This is a genomic window from Iodidimonas sp. MBR-22 (assembly GCF_029946565.1).
Taxonomy (GTDB): Bacteria; Pseudomonadota; Alphaproteobacteria; order Sphingomonadales; family Rhodothalassiaceae; genus Iodidimonas; species Iodidimonas nitroreducens.
In genome coordinates, this window is sequence record NZ_JARKVQ010000010.1 from 1 (window position 1) to 19,791 (window position 19,791).

Annotated in this window: 15 protein-coding genes; 9 read left to right on the top strand and 6 right to left on the bottom strand. The window is 56.5% G+C overall.

The genetic code is table 11. From position 1 onward, the window contains the following. Positions 1-178 precede the first annotated feature (178 nt). The 3 genes from rpsI to QK300_RS08835 all read right to left on the bottom strand — a co-directional run bounded on the left by rpsI (position 179) and on the right by QK300_RS08835 (position 2,405). The gene (gene rpsI / locus QK300_RS08825) at positions 179-679 is read right to left on the bottom strand and encodes a 30S ribosomal protein S9 (RefSeq protein WP_348651863.1); all 501 of its coding nucleotides are present in this window, start codon (positions 677-679) and stop codon (positions 179-181) included. A 5-nt stretch (positions 680-684) separates the two neighbouring features. After that, entirely contained in the window at positions 685-1,143 is a 459-nt protein-coding gene (gene rplM / locus QK300_RS08830) for a 50S ribosomal protein L13 (RefSeq protein WP_042083644.1), read from the bottom strand. 188 nt (positions 1,144-1,331) lie between these two features. Continuing rightward, a complete protein-coding gene (locus QK300_RS08835) occupies positions 1,332-2,405 on the bottom strand; it encodes a COX15/CtaA family protein (RefSeq protein WP_281301422.1) in 1,074 nt (357 codons plus the stop codon). A gap of 210 nt (positions 2,406-2,615) precedes the next feature. On the opposite strand from QK300_RS08835, the gene QK300_RS08840 reads away from it, so the two are divergent. The 4 genes from QK300_RS08840 to QK300_RS08855 all read left to right on the top strand — a co-directional run bounded on the left by QK300_RS08840 (position 2,616) and on the right by QK300_RS08855 (position 7,926). Beyond that, the gene (locus tag QK300_RS08840) at positions 2,616-3,128 is read left to right on the top strand and encodes an RNA polymerase sigma factor (RefSeq protein ID WP_281301421.1); all 513 of its coding nucleotides are present in this window, start codon (positions 2,616-2,618) and stop codon (positions 3,126-3,128) included. A gap of 110 nt (positions 3,129-3,238) precedes the next feature. Beyond that, positions 3,239-4,276 (top strand): FecR family protein, encoded by a 1,038-nt coding sequence (locus QK300_RS08845; RefSeq protein WP_281301420.1) that lies wholly within the window; start codon positions 3,239-3,241, stop codon positions 4,274-4,276. 77 nt (positions 4,277-4,353) lie between these two features. Next, positions 4,354-7,053, top strand: a complete 2,700-nt coding sequence (locus QK300_RS08850) for a TonB-dependent receptor (RefSeq protein ID WP_281301419.1) — start codon at positions 4,354-4,356, stop codon at positions 7,051-7,053. Between the two features lie 21 nt (positions 7,054-7,074). Next, complete coding sequence (locus QK300_RS08855) at positions 7,075-7,926, top strand: alpha/beta hydrolase (protein WP_281301418.1); 852 nt, start codon at positions 7,075-7,077, stop codon at positions 7,924-7,926. An 18-nt stretch (positions 7,927-7,944) separates the two neighbouring features. On the opposite strand, the gene QK300_RS08860 is transcribed toward QK300_RS08855, so the two are convergent. Next, positions 7,945-9,504 (bottom strand): acetyl-CoA acetyltransferase, encoded by a 1,560-nt coding sequence (locus QK300_RS08860; protein ID WP_281301417.1) that lies wholly within the window; start codon positions 9,502-9,504, stop codon positions 7,945-7,947. Positions 9,505-9,796: 292 nt separating this feature from the next. Here QK300_RS08860 and QK300_RS08865 point away from each other — a divergent pair, with 292 nt between their 5' ends. The 3 genes from QK300_RS08865 (at position 9,797) to QK300_RS08875 (ending at position 14,869) form a co-directional block, all read left to right on the top strand. Then, a complete protein-coding gene (locus tag QK300_RS08865) occupies positions 9,797-10,879 on the top strand; it encodes an efflux RND transporter periplasmic adaptor subunit (RefSeq protein ID WP_281301416.1) in 1,083 nt (360 codons plus the stop codon). A 12-nt stretch (positions 10,880-10,891) separates the two neighbouring features. Next, positions 10,892-14,032 (top strand): efflux RND transporter permease subunit, encoded by a 3,141-nt coding sequence (locus QK300_RS08870; RefSeq protein WP_281301415.1) that lies wholly within the window; start codon positions 10,892-10,894, stop codon positions 14,030-14,032. Between the two features lie 129 nt (positions 14,033-14,161). Beyond that, positions 14,162-14,869, top strand: coding sequence for an endonuclease/exonuclease/phosphatase family protein (locus QK300_RS08875; RefSeq protein ID WP_281301414.1), 708 nt, complete (start codon positions 14,162-14,164; stop codon positions 14,867-14,869). Positions 14,870-14,891: 22 nt separating this feature from the next. On the opposite strand, the gene QK300_RS08880 is transcribed toward QK300_RS08875, so the two are convergent. Further along, on the bottom strand, positions 14,892-16,142 hold the full coding sequence (locus tag QK300_RS08880; protein WP_281301413.1) for a threonine ammonia-lyase: 1,251 nt from the start codon (positions 16,140-16,142) through the stop codon (positions 14,892-14,894). Between the two features lie 129 nt (positions 16,143-16,271). After that, a complete protein-coding gene (locus tag QK300_RS08885; RefSeq protein WP_281301412.1) occupies positions 16,272-17,780 on the bottom strand; it encodes a CoA-acylating methylmalonate-semialdehyde dehydrogenase in 1,509 nt (502 codons plus the stop codon). 140 nt (positions 17,781-17,920) lie between these two features. Between QK300_RS08885 and hemB the strand changes: the two genes are divergently transcribed. Together hemB and QK300_RS08895 are read left to right on the top strand one after the other, a co-directional pair. Continuing rightward, positions 17,921-18,928, top strand: coding sequence for a porphobilinogen synthase (hemB, locus tag QK300_RS08890; RefSeq protein ID WP_281301411.1), 1,008 nt, complete (start codon positions 17,921-17,923; stop codon positions 18,926-18,928). 355 nt (positions 18,929-19,283) lie between these two features. Further along, positions 19,284-19,775 (top strand): PAS domain-containing protein, encoded by a 492-nt coding sequence (locus QK300_RS08895; protein ID WP_281301410.1) that lies wholly within the window; start codon positions 19,284-19,286, stop codon positions 19,773-19,775. The last annotated feature ends 16 nt before the right edge of the window (positions 19,776-19,791 follow it).

Consider the following 19,791-nt stretch of genomic DNA (forward strand, 5'->3'; position numbering starts at 1 on the left):
CACCGGAAAACACGAACCAAATGGTGCTGCAATGGCAGTGAATTTAAACCGGACAGCAGTGGGCTTGACCCGGGGTGACGAAAGAAAAATAGCCCGGCTTGACGAAAAAGGGAGCCGAGGTGACAAAAAAAGGCCGCCCCCATAAGGGACGGCCCATTTTTTTGCGATAGACGTAAAATCAGCGCTTGGAGAACTGGAAGCTGCGGCGTGCCTTGGCCCGACCGTATTTCTTGCGTTCCACCATGCGCGCATCCCGGGTCAGGAAACCGGCGGCCTTCAAGGCACCGCGCAATTCCGGCTCATAGCGCTGCAAAGCCTGGGCAATGCCATGCTTCACCGCACCGGCCTGCCCCGAAAGACCACCGCCTTTAACCGTTGCCACCACATCGAACTGGTTTTTCCGGCCCGAAACATCGAAGGGCTGATTGACCACAAGACGCAAAGTGGGGCGGGCAAAATATTGTTCCTGATCGCGGCCATTCACCGTGATCTTGCCCGAACCCGGCTTCACCCATACGCGGGCAACCGAATCCTTGCGCCGACCGGTGGCATAGGCCCGGCCCTGCGCATCGATTTCCTGCTTGCGTTCAACAACAACATCTGAAGCCGACACATCATCAGTGACAGCGGCCCGGGTCATTTCCTTGAGATCCTGAAGGCTTTGTTTTTCAGTGGCCATGCCCGTTACCTCGCGTTCTTGGGATTCATGCTGGCGAGATCGATCACTTCAGGCTGTTGGGCCTGATGAGGATGATCGGTGCCGGCATAGACTTTGAGATTACGCATCTGCTGACGACCCAGCGGACCGCGCGGAATCATGCGTTCAACAGCTTTTTCAACGACCCGCTCGGGAAAGCGCCCCTCCAGAATCTGGCGGGCGGTAGCCTGCTTGATCCCGCCGGGATGGCCGGTATGGCGATAATAAATCTTCTGATCGCGCTTATTGCCGGTCAGCTTGATCTTATCGGCATTGATGATGATGACATTGTCACCACAATCAATATGCGGGGTATAAAGTGGCTTGTGCTTACCGCGGAGGCGCATGGCAACCAAAGATGCAAGACGGCCGAGGACGACCCCTTCCGCATCGATGATCAGCCATTTTTTCTCAACCTCACTCGGCTTGGCCGAATAGGTTTTCATATCCGGTGATCCTTTGTGCTTGGATTGAAATTAAAAAGAAATGCCCCAAAACCCCATGATAAAATTCATGGACATTTGATCAAGGAACACCTCATTCCCTGCGCCATCTATAGCGGCAATCAAAGAAGGTCAAGAAAAAAACGCTTTATTTGGCAGCAGTTTATAATTGTGGTATTATTATACCGCAATTAAGGCCCATCGCTTTTCCGCACGCCGTGCAGATAGCCCAAAGCCAAAGCCAGAACCACCAGCGCCCCCCCCTGATGGGCGGCCCCCAAAGCTACCGGCACATGATGAAGCAAGGTGAAAATCCCCAGCGCGATCTGCCCGCATAAAGCCACAAAGATAAGCCCCGCCAGCATTTTCAGGCGCACAGGCACCCGCCGCCGCCAGGTTTTCACGAGCAGGATGATCCCAAAGATAAACAGGGCATAAGCCCCCATGCGATGATCAAATTGCACGGTGGCGCTGTTATCGAACAGATTGACCCAAAAGGGGGCCATATCCACCAATTGAGCGGGAACGAATCGACCATCCATCAAGGGCCAGCTATTGAAAATATAGCCCGCCTTCAATCCCGCCACCAGGCCACCCATAATGATCTGCAAAAAGACAAGGGCGAGCAGCCATTTCGCCAGAGTGCGCAAATGCCCATCGCGATAAGGCCGACCCCGCGACAACAGATCGAGCGCTGTCCATAAAAGGGCGGAGAAGATCACAAAAGCCAAGGTGAGATGCGCGGTCAGCCGATAATGGCTGACTTCAGGATGATCGACCAGGCCCGATTTGACCATGAACCAGCCGAGAAACCCCTGCGCCCCACCCAAAAGCAAAAGAAAGAGCAAGCGCCCCTTATAAGCGCCGGGAACACGGCCCCTAAGCCAGAAAATGGCCAAAGGCAGTGCATAGGCCAAACCGATCAGCCGCCCCAATAAGCGATGGCCATATTCCCACCAGAAAATGCCCTTGAACTGCGCAAGGCTCATCCCGCGATTATTGATCCGATATTCCGGCGAGGCTTTATATTGATCGAAAGCCGCCTGCCATTCCTGTTCGTTGAGGGGCGGTAAAATCCCCGTAACCGGCCGCCAATCGACCATCGAAAGCCCGGATTCCGTCAGCCTTGTGATCCCCCCTACCACCACCATGAGGAAGACCAGCGCCGCAACCCATAAAAGCCAGCGCCCCAAAGCGCGCTCCTGAGCCGAACGACTGCGCAGGCCGCTCCCCGCTTGACCGCTATGTGTTGTAATGCTTTTCATGCCTGCAAGCTAATCCCACCCCCTTCGTAGCGCAAGGGCGCGTGCATCCCCAACAGCGGACCTGATGCCGCACCCTTTGCAAAGGCGGGATCATGAGGCAGCCCAATCCGGTTCCGGCGAAATCCCCCATATAATTCCCTTGCAATGTGCAGATTGGCGCGATCTAATCCACACATCTTTGGGGATATATAACATAAGGCAGCGCCAGACATGAGCAGGCAGCGCAATGCCGAGCTTGATCGCCTTGTCAGAACAGGAAATGCGCGTCTCGTGCGTTCTTTGGTTGGCAAGCTCAATCATCATCAGGATGCGCAGGATACGGCGCAGGATGCCTATGTTCGCTATTTGCGCATCCAAAATCCCGGGCCGATCAGCAATCTGGCCGCCTTCATCGGGAAAAGTGCGCGCAATCTGGCGATTGATAGGCTGCGCACCCGAAAGCGCAAAAGACAGACCGAGCAGCCATCTTTTGACGGCGAGATTGATGATCTGGCCGGGCCATCTTGTGATGATCCCGAACGCACACTTGCCGCCAGGCAGCAGATCGATGCCATCAGCGAGGCGATCAATGCGCTTCCCCCCCGTTGTCGGCAGGCTTTTATTCTTCACCGCTTTCATGGATTATCTTATGACGCTATCGCTTTGGAATTGCATGTGTCCAAAAGCAGTGTTGAAAAATATATCATCGAAGCCCTGACCGCCTGCCGCAAAAAAATACTTTGATCAGCCTTCCCGATTGAGGCTGAAGCTTTCTGGTTCGTCATCTTCTATGGACTTATGAAGGCAGCCCCTTAAACATTGCTCAACCGCATCAAGATGACTGCATCAAAACCATGATAAAACACACGCGCAATAAGGCACTGGATGAGGCAACCCGCTGGTTTGCCCGCTTGCGCGATTCAGATGTAAGCGAAATTGAGCAAAAGGCCTTTGCGCAATGGCGGGATGAAAATCTGGCGCACCGCCGGGCCTATGAGGAAATTCAAGCCCTGTGGGCCAGCATGGATGCTTTGGAAGCCATCCCGGAAAGCCAAAAAAATGATCGGGATGATGAGCACAAGGATGCGCGCCTTGAAGCCCCTGCACCCCAATTCGGCCCGCACCGGGCTTCTCGTTTTCGCCCCCTTGCGGCGGCCATGGTTTTGTTCCTCATCGGTTTTTCCGTTTTTGGTCTGGGCCAGACCGGGGTCATCTCCTGGCCCCAGGATTGGCGCGCCACCCATTATCAAACAGCGGCGGGCGAGCAGCGCACTTTGTTGCTCGAGGATGGCACAACGATTTATCTCAATACCCGCAGCCGCATCGCCGTCGATTTCAGCCAAAAAGATCGCCATGTGCGGCTGATCGAGGGCGAGGCGCTGTTTGATGTGCGCCCGGATGCGGGCCGGCCCTTTGTGGTGAATGCAGGCGCGGGAACCGTGCGGGTTCTGGGCACCCGCTTCAATATTCATCTGCGGGACGAGGCAACCGAAATTGCGGTGATGGATGGCCATGTGGCGGTCTCGTCGCAAAGCCGCCCATCAACCCCACCCACCCAATTACAAGGCGGCGAAGGGGCGCGCGTTTCGGGTGCGGATGTCAGCGCCAAAAGCCGGATCGATGTGGCCAGCATCACCGCATGGCGAGAGGGACGCCTGATCTATCGCGGCACCCCTTTGGCGCAGGTGGTGAAAGATCTCAATCGTTATATGGTGGATGCCGTGCGGATTGGCGATGACACTTTGAGCGACATGCGGGTAACCGCGGTGATCCGCATCGAAGACCGCGAGGCCATCCTGAAGGCCTTGGGTCTCGCCCTGCCCATCGATCTGATCACCCTGCCCAATGGCACCACGATGCTTTATGAACAAGAAAAGCCAAAAAAAACTTGAGGGGTTTTCTGCCTGAACCGTCTTTGGGATCACAAGCCGCATGAAAAAGCGGCGCAGGTTCCATTTGGGAGATCATCATGGCCCACGTTCTATGGCACGCACCAAAGCTCCGCACCCTTCTCTTGTCCACCGCGCTCACAAGCCTTGGAAGCCTGGGCAGCCTTTCCGCGCTGCCCCTGCTGGCACCGGCCAGCGCGATAGCGGCTGAAGCCCATCAATTCAACATACCGGCCCAGCCCCTTGATAGCGCCCTCATCGATTTCAGCCTGCAGGCAGGGGTATCGGTTCTGGTCTCTGATGATCTGATCCGCGATCAGCGCTCAAACGAAATCGCCGGGCGTTTGGAACAGGATGTCGCCCTTAAAACGCTGCTCGGCGAGTCCGGGCTCACCTTCGAGCGGGTGGATGAAACCACCATTTCAATCAAGGCCATCACCATCAGTGCCGCCGAGGATGATCATCGCCGGCTTTATGCGCAGGCCAATGCAGGCAATGATGCCAATATGCTGCAACGCCCCGATGACCGATCGGCCCAGCCCCGCGTTTTGGAACAAATCTCCGTCACCGCCAGACGCCGGGCTGAAAGCCTGCTCGATGTGCCCATCGCGGTCAGCGCCTTTACCGGCGATGCTTTGGACCGCCTCGGCACCGTCGATATCACCGGCCTCAATCAGCTTGTGCCCAATGTCACCATCGAAGTTTCGCGCGGCACCAATACCACCCTCACCCCGTTCATTCGTGGTGTGGGGCAGCAGGATCCGGTGGCGGGCTTCGAGCAGGGCGTGGGGCTTTATGTGGATGATGTCTATCTCAATCGCCCTCAGGGGGCCGTGCTCGATCTTTATGATATCGAACGGGTCGAAGTTTTGCGCGGACCGCAAGGCACACTTTATGGCCGCAACACGATTGGCGGGGCCATCAAATATGTCACCAAAAGGATCGCCGATGAGCCGGAATTCAGTGTGCGGGCATCGGGCGGCTCCTTTCGCCAGATCGATTTCGTGGGCACCTTTTCCCTGCCCGTAACCGAGACCTTTCGGATGGGCGGCACGGTGGCCAGCTTCAAACGCGATGGCTTTGGCGATAATCTCAATCTGGAAGGGCTTGAAAATGGCAGCAAGGATATTCTGGGCGGACGCCTGAGCGCCGAATGGACCCCGACAAGCGACCTTTATATCCGGCTGGCCGCCGATTGGACCGATGATAATTCCGATCCCCGGCAAGGCGCGCGGCTGACCCCGGGGCTGTTATCGGGTGCCCCCGTGCTTGATAATGTGTTCGATACCCGCGCCGGGCTGAATGATCCTGAAGCCAATGTCGTCAATCGCGGAGTTTCCGGGCTGATCGAATATACCATCAATGATCGCCTGATGCTGAAAAGCATCACCGCTTATCGGGATAATAAATCCAGCCTGCCCGAAGATTTCGATAGCCTGCCCGCCGCAGATGTCGATGTGGCGCTGATCACCCGCGACGATCAGTTCAGCGAGGAACTGCAACTGCTTTATAACAGCCAGCGATTGAATGGCGTTCTCGGCTTTTTCTATATGGATGCGACCGCATTCAATGCTTTCGATGTGATTTTGGGCACCACCGGCGATCTGCTGGGCCTGCCCGGGCTCAATGCCTTTACCCTGGGCGATGTGGATACCGAAACCTGGTCGATCTTTGGCGATTTCACCTATGATATCACCACAAATCTGGCGCTTTCCGTGGGTGGGCGCTTTACCAGTGATCAACGCACCGCACGGATCAACCGATCCACTTTTCTGGGCGGGGCATCGCCCCTGCTGGGCGGGCCTGATCGCGCCCCCATTGCTACGGCGACCGATTTCAACGGCAGCGAAACCTTTCATGATTTCACCCCCCGGGCCAGCCTGAATTGGAAACCGACCAACGACCACATGCTGTATTTCAGCTTTTCCCAAGGCTTTAAGGGCGGCGGTTTCGATCCCCGGGGTTCAGGGGCGGCGGCACCCGATCTGGATGGCGATGGGATTGCCGGGGCTGACGATCCGGATGATGTCAAGGAATTCCTGATGTTCAAACCGGAAGAGATCACCACCTATGAAATCGGCCATAAAGGCACCATGCTGAATGGACGCCTGAGCAGCTCTATCGCCGCCTTCTGGAGCACCTATGACGATATCCAGATTCCCGGCTCGGTGGGGGTTGATGCCGATAATGATGGGATCGCCGAAAGCTTTGTGGGCATCACATCCAATGCCGGTGAAGCCCGCATCCGGGGGATCGAGCTTGAATTTGATGCCATTCTGGCCGAAAATCTGCTGGCCAGCGGCGATCATCTCAATGCCACGGCGGCGGTCGGCTATATTGATGCTGAATTTCAGGAATTCATCAATGCTTTCGGCCAGGATATTGCCGATCAGGCCACATTCCAAAATACCCCGGAATGGACCGCCAATGTGCGCCTCGATTACAGTCGCCCGCTCAAGCTTTTCGGCGCGTCGGGCACTTTGTCATTCCTGCCTGTTGCCTCTTATCGTTCCACCACCAATCAATTCGAGGTTTCCAGCAATCAACTTGATCAGGAAGGCTATGTGCTGTTTGATATGAGCATTGTCTGGACATCAGATGATGATCGCTGGCAAGTGGGCGTGCATGGTAAGAACCTGACCGACAAGGAATATATTGTTTCGGGCTTTGATTTCGTCAACGATGAAACTTTGGCGCCGGAATTGGGATTGGAAGGGACCCTGACCGCCTTTTTCGGCAATCCCCGGACCTTCACGGGTACAGTCCGCATGAAATTTTAACCAAAAAAAAGGGATGAGACCATGTGGCCGCTTCGCCAGTTCAAAAATGCTCAAGGCTTAAGGATCGCCTATCGCGATCAGCCCGAAAACATCGGCAAACCGGCGATTTTATGCCTGCATGGTCTCACCCGAAATTCCCTTGATTTCAGCGATCTGGCCAACCACCTGCGCGCTGATTTCCGGGTTCTGGCCATGGATGTGCGGGGCCGTGGGCAATCCGACCGCGATCCCGATCCGCAAAATTATCACCCCGGCCGCTATGTTGAAGATACCCTGATGCTGCTTGATGATGCGGGCCTTGATGAGGTGATCCTGATCGGCACCTCGATGGGGGGGCTGATGAGCATGATCATGGGGGCGCAGATCAAAGATCGCATCAAGGCCATCATCATCAATGATATCGGCCCGGAAATCGACCCAAAGGGGCTCGATCGCATTCGCGGCTATGTGGGGGCCAGCACCCCGGCCAAAAACTGGGATGAAGCCCGGGCAAAGATGCAGGCGATCAATGGCGATGCCCTGCCCGGCCTTGATGAGGCGGCCTGGGATCGCTTCACCCGCAATCTGTGTGTTGAAACGGATACTGGGATCATCCCCGATTATGACCCTGCGATTGCCAATGCCATGCAAAGCGGCGAGGCCGTGCCGCCGGATTTATGGCCTTTATGGCAGGGGCTGGATGGCATTCCCATTCTGATCCTTCGCGGCAGCCATTCCGATATTCTGGCGCCCGAGGTGATGGACAAAATGTGCCGCAGCCAGCAAAATTGCCGGGGCGTCACCATCCCGGATCGCGGCCATGCCCCCCTGCTCGATGAACCTGCGGCCCTTTCCGCCATCGATGAATTCCTCGCGGTCTTTCGCGCACGCTAAAGCCCCCGACAAAAACCATCAGATCAAATGGGCCAGCCCACGGCCTTTTTCATCCATGCGCACATCGATCTCCAATCCAATGGCATCCTCCCCCATCAGGGCATCAAGGGCCGCCTGATCATCCCCGGCCATATTGGCCAGAAAGCGCCCCCCCGATGGCAGGCGGCCAAATAAAATCCCCTGTTCGGGCCCTTTGCGGGAAAAGCGGACGGTCGTCGCCTCGATCCGGCCCCGGCCTTGGGGTTCGATGATAAGGGGGGGTGCCGCAATGGCATCAATTTCGGCCTGAAGATCGGGGCGATCACGCTTTTGCCAAAGGGTTTTGGGGGGTGCTGCGCTATAAACCCCCATGCTGTGTTTGGTCAGATACCAGCCATTGGCGGTAACCAGCCCAAAGCCCCGATCCCGGCCCCGCAGGCGGGCCACCATTTCGGCAATGGCAAACAGCGAATAGGCATTGCCCGCCCCGCCGAAATAGGGCAATCCGCCGGTGATGCTTAAGCCACGGGGATCATCATGGGCCACCCCCAGGGCATCGGCGGCGATTTCAACCGCCACCGGAAAGCAACTGTAAAGATCGATGAAATCGAGATCATTCCCCCCAATCCCGGCCTGATCCATGGCGGCGTGGGCCGCGCGAGGGATCGCCTCAGAGCGATGAAATGAGGGGCGTTCGCTCATCAACCAGGCATCATCAAGATCGGCAGCCCCGGCAAGAAACACCCATTGATCGGGGGGCACCCCGCAGGCCCGGGCTTCATGGACCGAGGTGAGCACAAGGGCGGCAGCCTGATCGACGAACAGATTGGCATTCATGAATTTAGTATAGGGCCAGGCGATCATGCGATTATCGTCGCTCGCCTCCATGATGGTTTCGGGGCGATGATGGATAGGGGTAGCGGCATGAGGATTGGCCGCCGCCACCGCGCTCATCCGCGAAAAAAGATCCGCAATATGGGCACGATGGCGCGACATGGGCCGCTGATAATGATGGGCCAACGCCGTTTCAAACAAAGGATAACAATCGGATGGATTGCCCAGACCATGGCGCAATTCATGAACCGAGATCCCGGGGCGGGGATCGCCGGGGGTGATCAGCGGGCCATCATGATCTTCCGACCAATCAAGGCGCTGCCCGGCTTTTGTGGCAAGGCTGGCAGAGCGGATCGCCTCGCCCCCCACCAGAAGCGCCATGCGCGACCGTCCGGCGCGGATGTCTTCCGCCAGCAGGCTCACCATCATCTGCGGGCTGTTGCCCCCCAGATGGGGATAAAAACAGCGTGTGGGATGCGCCCCGATCCGCCGGGCAATGGCCAGCGGATAATGCGAACAGCCGCCATGGGGCGAAGCAAATTGCGGCGCGGAATCGGCAAAGCTGCGGATCACCGCAAGGCTATCGATCTTGTGCGCGATTGTTTGCGCAAGTTGACCATCCAAAGCCCCACCGCCTGCATCGACGAGAGCTTTTTGCGCCACATGGGCCAGCAGATCCTGCGGCGAGAGCAAGGCATCGGGCGCAGCATCACGCACAGTGTGTTGGGCACAGCCGATCAGGATCGGTGTTGATGGGTCAAGCATGGTTTTCCCCTTCAAGGCATAACAGGCAGGGCGCATCAGGCTTTATCATCGCGGCAATCACGTCTCGTTGAAAGCCCTCTCCGGCGCACCCTGCCGCTTGGCACAGGGGGCAAAACAATGTTAAATAGTTTCATCTGAAAAATAATCATCACCTGCACCGCAGGATCGGCGGCTGGATCGCGTATCAGGTCTGAATGCCGGTCCAAATGATTACCATAAACTATTTTTGGTCGTTTTCATCGTCGGCTGCGTAAGTGTTTTCGTAAACTGATCAACTGCATTGGGCTGACTTATGACACGTTTCGCTTCCGTGTTTCTGACACTGATCTCGCTCGCCATTCTGGGGGGCGGGGCTTTTTTGATGTTTTATGAACAAACCCCTGCCAATGGGCGGGGCTTTGGGGATCGCACTGTGGCGGTGGGGGTGGCAACGGTATCCACCCATCCCTTTGCTGATCGCATCGAAGCCATCGGCACCACCCAGGCCAATGAATCCGTGGTGATCAATGCCCGGGTGGCCGATACCGTGGAAAGCGTCAATTTCAATGATGGGGATCTCGTCGAGGCGGGCGATATTCTTGTCACCCTTAATCGTTCTGAGCAAGAAGCCCTTTTGGCAGTGTCGCAATCCACCCTCAATGAAGCCCGCCAGCAATTGGATCGCACGCGCGATCTGGTGGAACGCGGCAATGCTTCGCGGGCGGTTCTCGATGAACGGGTGAGGATCGTTGAAACTGCCGAAGCCCAGGTGGATGCTGCCAAATCCCGCATTGCTGATCGGATCGTGCGCGCGCCCTTTGATGGCATTTTGGGCCTGCGTCAGGTCAGCCCCGGCACCTATCTGACTTCGGGCACCCCCATCACCACATTGGATGATGTGACCCCGATCAAGCTGGATTTCGCCGTTCCCGAGCGCTTTTTGGCGACCCTGAAAGCCGGGCAGACCGTGGTGGCCCAGGCCGCCGCTTTCCCCGATGAAGATTTCGCGGGCAAGGTGATCACCGTTAATTCCCGCGTGGATCCGGTCACCCGCGCGGTCACTGTTCGGGCTGAAATCCCCAATGAAGACAAACGCCTGCGCCCCGGCATGATGATGACCATCGATGTCATCAGCCGCGAGCGCGAAACTCTGGCCGTGCCCGAAGGGGCGGTGGTGCCCTTTGGGCAGGATCAGTTTGTTTATGTGATCAACACGGACAATATCGCCGAACGCCGCGAGATCAAAATCGGCCTGCGGCGGCCCGGTGTGGTCGAAGTTTTGTCCGGGGTCAAAGCCGGTGAGAAAGTGGTGGTTTCGGGCACAATGCGGCTGCGGCCGGGAATGCCCGTGAAAATCAACGAAACTGCCTCGCCCGCAAGTCGCCCACAGGCCTGAGGAACATCAACCATGCTGCTCTCTGACATGTCCGTCAAACGGCCCGTTTTTGCTGCTGTCATCAGCCTTTTGCTCGTGGCTTTCGGGATCATCAGCTTCACCCAATTACCGGTGCGGGAACTGCCCGATATCGATCCGCCCATTGTCAGCATTGATACCGATTATAACGGGGCCTCGGCGGCGGTGGTGGAAACCCGGATCACCAAGATCATCGAAGATCGGATTGCCGGGATCGAGGGCATCAAATCCATCAGTTCCTCAAGCCGCGATGGCCGATCACGGGTGACCATCGAATTCACCCTTGATCGCGATATCGATGCGGCCGCCAATGATGTGCGGGATCGGGTCAGCCGGATTCTTGATAATCTGCCTGATGAGGCCGACCCACCTGAAATCTCGAAGGTGGATAGCGATACCGATGCCATCATGTGGTATTCGCTTTCCAGCCCGGTGATGGATGTGATGCAGCTCACCGATTATGCCGAGCGCAATATCGTTGATCGGCTTTCGGTGGCAACCGGTGTGGCCAATGTTCGGGTGGGCGGCGATCAAAGCCCTGCGATGCGGATTTATCTCGATCCCGCAGCCATGGCGGCACGCAATCTCACGACTGTTGATGTTGAACAAAAGCTTCTGTCTGAAAATGTGGAATTGCCTGCGGGGCGCATCGAATCCACGGAGCGGAACCTCACCGTGCGGGTGGAACGGGGCTATCAAACCGCCGCCGATTTCGCCAATCTCGTTTTGGGTGTGGGCGATGATGGCCATCTCATCCGCTTGGGTGAAATCGCCCGGGTGGAGCGCGCCCCCGAAGATGATCAGCGCTTTTATCGCGGTAATGGCCTGCCCCGCGTGGGCCTGGGCATCATTCGCCAATCCACCGCCAATACGCTGGAAGTGGCCGAAGCCGTGCGCGCCGAAGCCAACCGCATCAGCGAAACCCTGCCCGAAGGCATGAGCCTTGATGAAAGCTTCGATGGATCGATCTTCATCGCCGAAGCCATCAATGAAGTCTATTTCACCCTTGGCATTGCCATGGTTCTGGTGGTTTTGGTGCTCTACGCCTTTTTAGGGTCCATGCGCACGGTTCTGGTGCCTGCGGTTACGGTGCCCGTGTGCATTGTTTCGGCCTTTACGGTGATGAGCATTTTAGGGGTCAGCCTCAATCTGCTGACGCTTTTGGCGCTGGTTCTGGCTATCGGCCTTGTGGTTGATGATGCCATTGTGGTTCTGGAAAATATCTATCGCCGCATCGAAGACGGCGAACCGCGCCTGCTTGCCGCCTATAATGGGGCCCGCCAGGTGGGCTTTGCGGTGATTGCCACCACATTGGTGCTGATCGGCGTGTTTGTGCCGATTGCCTTTCTGGAAGGCAATGTGGGGCGGCTGTTTTCTGAATTGGGCATCACCCTGGCCACCACGGTTGCCTTCTCAAGTCTTGTGGCCCTCACCCTGACCCCCATGATGTGCTCGCGGCTTTTGCGCCGCACCGGCTCGAAAAACTGGGCCACGGCCAGGATTGACGATGGCTTTCAAAAAGGCCGCAGCGCTTATGCCCGCGCTCTGGATTATTGTTTTGCCCATAAATTCATCATCCTGTTGATGTTCCTGTCGGTCAGCGCCTCGATTTTTGGCCTGATGCGGGCGATTCCCACTGAATTAGCCCCCCGCGAAGACCGGGGCGCATTTTTCATCGTCGTTCGCGGGCCGGAAGGTGCCGGCTTTGAATATATGCGCGAACAAATGAAAGAAGTTGAAGACCGGGCGATGTATCTGGTCAATGAAACCAAGGAAGTCCGGGTCATTATCGTCCGCGCCGATGGCGATAATACCGGCTTTTCCGTCGTTGTTCTTGAACCTTGGGCCAATCGCAAGCGTTCGGCTGATGAGATTATCAATGAGCTACGCGGCAGGCTTGCCAGCATGACCGGGGTGAGCGTGTTCATCAATATGCGTCAGGGCATTTCCGCTTCCGGTGGCCGTGACCCGGTCAATTTCGTTGTTGGCGGCGATACCTATGAAGATCTGGCGCAATATCGCACCATTCTTGAAGAAGAAGCCGCCAAGCTGCCTTTGATCGGGGTGGATACCGATTATCGTGAAACGCAACCACAATTGCGCGTGTCGATTGATCGCAATCGTGCAGCCGATCTGGGGGTTTCCGTGGCCGCCGTGGGGCGCACCCTTGAAACCATGCTGGGGGGTCGCCGGATCACCACCTTCATCGAACGCGGCGAGGAATATGATGTGATCCTGCGGGCCGATGATGCCAACCGCAGGCAGCCCTCGGATCTGACCAATATCTATGTGCGGTCGGATACGTCCGGCGAATTGATCCCCCTTTCTTCGGTGATCCAGATCGGCGAGCAGGCGGCCAGCGCCACCCTCAATCGCTATAACCGTGTGCGGGCCCTGACCCTCACCGCGCAATTGGCGGATGGCTATTCTCTTGATCAGGCCTTGAGCGACCTTGAAGATGTCGTGCGGACCAATATGCCCGATGTTTCCTCCATCGATTATAAGGGCGAAAGCCGCGAATTGAAGGAGGCGGGCAGCGCTGTTTTCTTCACATTTGCCATGGCCTTTCTGGTGGTTTTCCTGATCCTCGCTGCTCAGTTTGAAAGCTTCATCCATCCCTTTGTGATCATGCTCACCGTGCCATTGGCTGCGGCAGGCGGGCTTTTGGGGCTGTATCTGGCGGGGTCCACCCTCAATATCTATAGCCAGATCGGGCTTGTGATGCTGATCGGTCTGGCGGCCAAAAACGGTATTCTGATCGTTGAATTTGCCAATCAGATGCGTGATGAAGGCAAAGAGGTGCGCGAAGCGATCATTGAAGCCTCGATGATCCGCCTGCGGCCCATTTTGATGACCAGTATTTCCACGGTGATGGGCTCGGTTCCCCTGATCATTGCCACCGGCCCGGGATCGGCCAGCCGCCTGACCATTGGCGTCGTAATCTTTTCCGGTGTGGCTTTGTCAACCATCCTCACCTTGTTCATGGTCCCGGTGTTTTATGATATGCTGGCGAAATATACCCGCTCGCCGGGCTATGAGGCGGCCCGCCTGCAAAAACAGCAGGCCGAACGCGATCGCAAGGCAGCCGGAGCAGACGGGGGCTTGAGTGGCGCTGCCGGTTCCCCTGCCGAATAAGCACGAGAGATCTTTCATCACAGCCAGGAAACAGGGCGGGGATCATTCCCGCCCTTCTTTTTTAAAGCGACGTTATAGCCTTTGAACGCCCCTTATGATCAGATTGTTTTGCAACAAAGGATGATCAGCGTGAGCCAATTTCGGATCGCCAGCTATAATGTGCATAGCTGCATCGGCACGGATCGTCATTTTGCGCCGGAACGCATCGTAGATGCCCTGCGCGAAATCGATGCCGATATCGTTGCCCTGCAGGAATTGGGCTGGCATCATCGAGGCCGACGGAATTTCGATCAATTCGCCTTCATCCGCGAGATGACCGGCTATCATATCATCGAAGGGCCAACCAAATCCCATGCCCGCGCCCATTATGGCAATGCCATCCTGATGCGCGAGCCGGCACATGCCTATCGCACCCTCGATCTATCCTGGCCCCTGCATATTCCGCGCGGATGTGTGATTGCACAAACCCGCTTTGGCGCAGAGCCACTGATCATCATCAATGTGCATCTGGGGCTCACCCCATGGGATCGGGCGCGCCAATTAAAGCGCTTGATCGCGGAAATCCACGACCATGGCGATCAGAACATCATCATGATGGGTGATTTCAATAGCTGGAAACCGGCAGGGGCGATGTTTCGCCCCCTATCCCAGCTTTTGCCGCACTATACCGCGCTGCCCACATTCCACAGCCGGGCCCCGCGCGTGCCCCTTGATCGCATCTATCTTTCGCCCAAATTGGCCTTTCATTCGGCCGAAGTCTGGCGCACGCCGACCACGGCCAAAGCATCCGATCATCTGCCGGTGGTTGCCGATATTACATGGCGGCCTTTAATATGATCGAGCAGGATCGCGAGCAGCCTCAGCCACGCATGGCCATGGCACCGGATGTATCGGTCACCTCGAGGCCAACCTCTTCCAAAGCCTTGATCAAACGCTCCCCATGCAGGCGATCCTTGGTTTCCACTACCAGTTCGATTTCGGTATATTTGACCGGCGCCGTGGCAAATTGCCTTTGGTGATACACTTCCACGATATTTGCCCCGATGCGGCCAACGATGGCCGTTACCCGTGCCAAGGCACCGGGCAGATCAAGGGTCGTGACCTTCAACCGGGAAATGCGCCCATCCCGCACCATGCCGCGCATCACGCAAAAAGAAAGGGTGCGCGGATCGATATTCCCCCCGCATAAAGGCAGCCCCACCTTTTTGCCGCGAAACAGATCGGGGAATTGCAAAACCGCCGCCAATCCCGCAGCCCCTGCCCCTTCAACCACCACTTTTTCGATCTCCATCAGGGCATCAATGGCATCTTCGATCATCGATTCCTTGACGATAAGAATATCATCCACCAAAGCCCGCACCACTTCGCGGGTCAAAAGCCCCGGCATTTTCACCGCGATCCCTTCGGCAATCGTCACCTTGGTGGGCCTGATTTCACGCCCTTCCAAAGCCGCTTTCATCGCCGGATAGGCTTCGGTTTGCACGCCGATGATTTTGATTTTGGGATTGATATGGCGGGCGGCCACGGCAATGCCCGATATCAGGCCCCCGCCACCAATCGGCACCACCAGAACATCGAGATCAGGAAAGCTTGCCAGAAATTCAAGCGCCAAAGTGCCCTGCCCCGCCATCACCAAAGGATCATCGAAAGGATGAATGAACACGGCCCCTTTTTCGGCCTCGAATATGCGGGCAGCATCAGACGATTCGCTCAAGGTTTCGCCGCTCAAAACAACGGTCGCCCCCAGCCTTTCGGTATTGCGCACCTTGGTAAAGGGGGTGCCTTCGGGCATGAAGATGGTGGTCGGAATATTCAGCCTGTTGGCATGATAGGCTACACCCTGCGCATGATTGCCCGCCGACATCGCCACCACGCCGCGCTTGCGTTCTTCATCGGTTAGGGCCGAGAGACGATTGAGCGCCCCGCGTTCCTTGAAAGAGGCGGTAAACTGGAAAATCTCGAATTTGAGAACGATCTCCGCCCCGGTCAGCGCCGAAAGTGTTTCGGAACGGGCCGCAGGTGTATTCAGAACGGCATCCTTGATGACACGGGCCGCCGCCTCGATATCGGAAAAACTGATGGGCAAAGCAGGCTGAATTTGATCTTTCATGGGGCCTTGTACCTGAAATCATCGTTAAACGGGGGGACACAGTCCTGTGCTCCAACCCTGTGCCCCAACCCTGTGCCACAGTCCTGGCCCTAAAGTCTAGGGCGAGGACTGTGGGATCATCGGATAGGATCAATCATTCAGGGTCGGGATAAAGAAATCGGCACCGGCACGCACCCCTTTTGGCCAGCGGCTGGTAACGGTTTTGATCTTGGTATAGAAATGCACCCCGGCCGTGCCATGCTGATTGGTATCGCCAAATGACGATTGTTTCCATCCCCCGAACGTGTGAAAGGCCACCGGCACCGGGATCGGCACATTGATGCCCACCATGCCCACCTCCACACGATCAGCATAATCCCGCGCGGCATCCCCATCACGGGTGAAAATAGATGTTCCGTTTCCGTAAGGATGCTGTGTAGGCAAGGACATGGCATCTTCAAAATTGGGGCTGCGCATGATCTGCAAAACCGGGCCGAAAATTTCATCCCGATAGCTTTGCATGGTCGGTGTCACCTGATCGAACAGGCTGGCCCCCATGAAAAAGCCCTTTTCATAGCCTTGGATGCCGCAGCGATATTCGCGGCCATCAACCAGCAATTTCGCCCCTTCGCGCACCCCCATATCGATATAGCTTTTCACCTTGGCATGATGTTCGGCCGTGACCAATGGCCCCATTTCCATCTCGGGATCAAGGGATGGACCGATCTTCAATTCGCCAATGCGGGGGATCAACCGTTCGATGATCGCATCAGCCACCTGATCGCCCACCGCCACGGCCACCGGATTGGCCATGCAGCGTTCACCCGCCGAGCCATAGGCCGATCCGATGAGGCTATCCACCACCAGATCGATATCGGCATCAGGCATCACGATCATATGGTTTTTGGCGCCGCCCATGGCCTGCACCCGTTTCCCCGCCGCAGCCCCGCGCGCATAAACATATTGGGCAATGGGGGTGCTGCCCACAAAGCTCACCGCCTTGATCCCGGCATGATCGAGCAGGCCATCCACCGCCCCCTTATCGCCATGCAGAACATTCAAAACCCCCGGAGGCGCCCCGGCTTCCAGCATCAGTTCTGCCAAACGCAAAGGCACTGAGGGATCTTTTTCCGATGGCTTCAAAACCACCGTATTGCCGCACGCAATGGCCATGCCGAACATCCACATGGGGATCATGGCGGGGAAATTGAAAGGCGTGATACAGGCCACGGCACCCAGCGGCTTGCGCATGGAATAGACATCGATCCCATCCGACACCGCATTGGAATATTCCCCCTTCATGAAATGGGGAATACCGCAGGCAAATTCGATCACCTCCAGCCCGCGCTGCACATCGCCGCGCGCATCTTCAAAAACCTTGCCATGTTCTGAGGATAAAAGCCGCGCCAGATTGTCTTTATCGGCGGTGGCCAGTTCCAGAAATTTGAACAGGATGCGGGCCCGCCGCACCACCGATGTGCGCGACCAATTTGGAAAGGCATCAACAGCGGCCTTCACGGCGTCATCGACTTCAGCGCTATCAGCCAGCGGTGTTTTGCCCTGCACCTCGCCGGTGGATGGATTAAACACATCATGAAAGGCACCCGATGTGCCTGCACGATGTTTGCCATTGATGAAATGGGTGTGGTTAACGGTCATGATCAGTCCCCAATAATTCCGGTTTTTTATCCTTGGGCCATTTCCGCCCAAGGGTGCTTTCCAAGGATGACATGACTGGGCTATCACTTGAAGCGAAGAAATCCCCTATCGCCCGATCTTGATGCAAAGGATCAAACAGCATGGCTGCATTTTCCGGTCATTTCCCCGCCACCCGCCTGCGCCGCACCCGCGCCACCCAATGGTCGCGGCGACTAGTGGCCGAAACACGGCTCGGCCCAAATGATCTGATCTGGCCGGTTTTCATCACCGCAGGCGATGCCGATCAGCCGATTGAAAGCATGCCCGATGTCAGCCGCTTTTGTTTGGCCAGCATCGCCGATCAGGCCAGAATGGCCGCCGATCTGGGAATCCCGGTGATTGCCCTGTTCCCCAATACCCCCACCGCATTGCGCAGCGATGATGGCGGTGAGGCGCTCAATCCCAAAAATCTGGTGTGCCAAGCCATTCGCAGCATCAAGAAAGCCGTGCCAGAGATCGGCATCATGGCGGATGTGGCCCTTGATCCCTATACCAGCCATGGTCAGGATGGATTGGTGGATCGCCATGGCACGGTCATGAATGATGCCACCATCGATGTTCTGATCCGGCAGGCCGTGGTGCAGGCGAACGCGGGCTGCGATATCATCGCCCCATCCGATATGATGGATGGCAGGGTGAAGGCCATTCGCGCAGCCCTTGATCAGGCTGGCCATCAATCGGTGCAGATCATGGCCTATGGCGCAAAATACGCCTCGGCCTATTATGGGCCCTTTCGCGATGCTGTCGGTTCGGGCGGCTTATTGAAAGGCGACAAGAAAACCTATCAGATGGATCCGGCCAATAGCGATGAAGCCTTGCGCGAGGTGGCGCTCGATATCGCCGAAGGGGCCGATAGCGTGATCATCAAGCCGGGGATGCCCTATCTTGATATCATCAGCCGGGTGCGGCAATCCTTCAATATCCCGATCTTCGCCTATCAGGTCTCGGGGGAATATGCCATGCTCCAAGCCGCAGCCAGAGCCGGGGCCCTTGATCTTGATGCCGCCATGCTCGAAGCCCTGCTCGCCTTCCGCCGCGCCGGAGCTGATGGCATCATCAGCTATTTTGCCCCCCGGGCCGCACGCCTGCTGAATGGGTCCTCAGCCTAGGGTCAGGACCCTAGAGCATTTTCCGATCAAAGTGGATCGGATCAAATGCTCTAAATATCTGTTTTACCGCGAAAACCTTGCCGCGTCGTGATTCCACTCCGCTCGAAATCGCTCTAGCAGTCTGTCGGGTTTGGCATTTTATGCGCCTGTGCCCCAGAGTGAACAAAAACAAGACATATTTTCATGCTTCTATATCTATGGTTTCAAGTGCAGTTAATTCTTTATTAACCTTTTAATCAAACTGCACATGGCCTTTGTTTGTGGAAATCCAAATAAAGAACACCATATATACATGAATATCAGTAGAAGCGAGAATGCGTTCAGACCTGCGGGGTGCGAAAGGACAAGTATCAACATGCTTTCCAATCGGCGCACTGTAAGCACGGCTCAGCATATTCGCAGCCCCGAATTGCAAAGGCTGTTCGATTATTGGAACAGCGTGCGCGGGGGCCGTTTTGCGCCGGCCCGCAAAGATATCAACCCCAAGGATATCTGCGATATTTTGGGCCATCTGTTGTTGGTGGATGTGGCTGCGGGGCGAAAAAATCTCCGCATCCGATTGATGGGCACACGCCTTGTGAATTGTTTTGATCGGGATCTGACCGGCCAGATGATCGCCCATCATCAAGACCCCCTATTGCATCTGCTGGAAAGCTACTGCCATCCGGTTCTGGATGAACGCGCTCCGGTTTTGTTTGGGCCGATCCAGTGCCATATGGATCAGACCGATATTTTTATCCATGAAACTCTGGCCCTGCCCCTGTCTCCTGATCAATCGCGCATCAATATGCTGCTGATGGGTATGTCTTGCCAGCCCCGCAGCAATATCGGCCCCTTGGCCGCCTAAAAAGCAAATCCTTGGC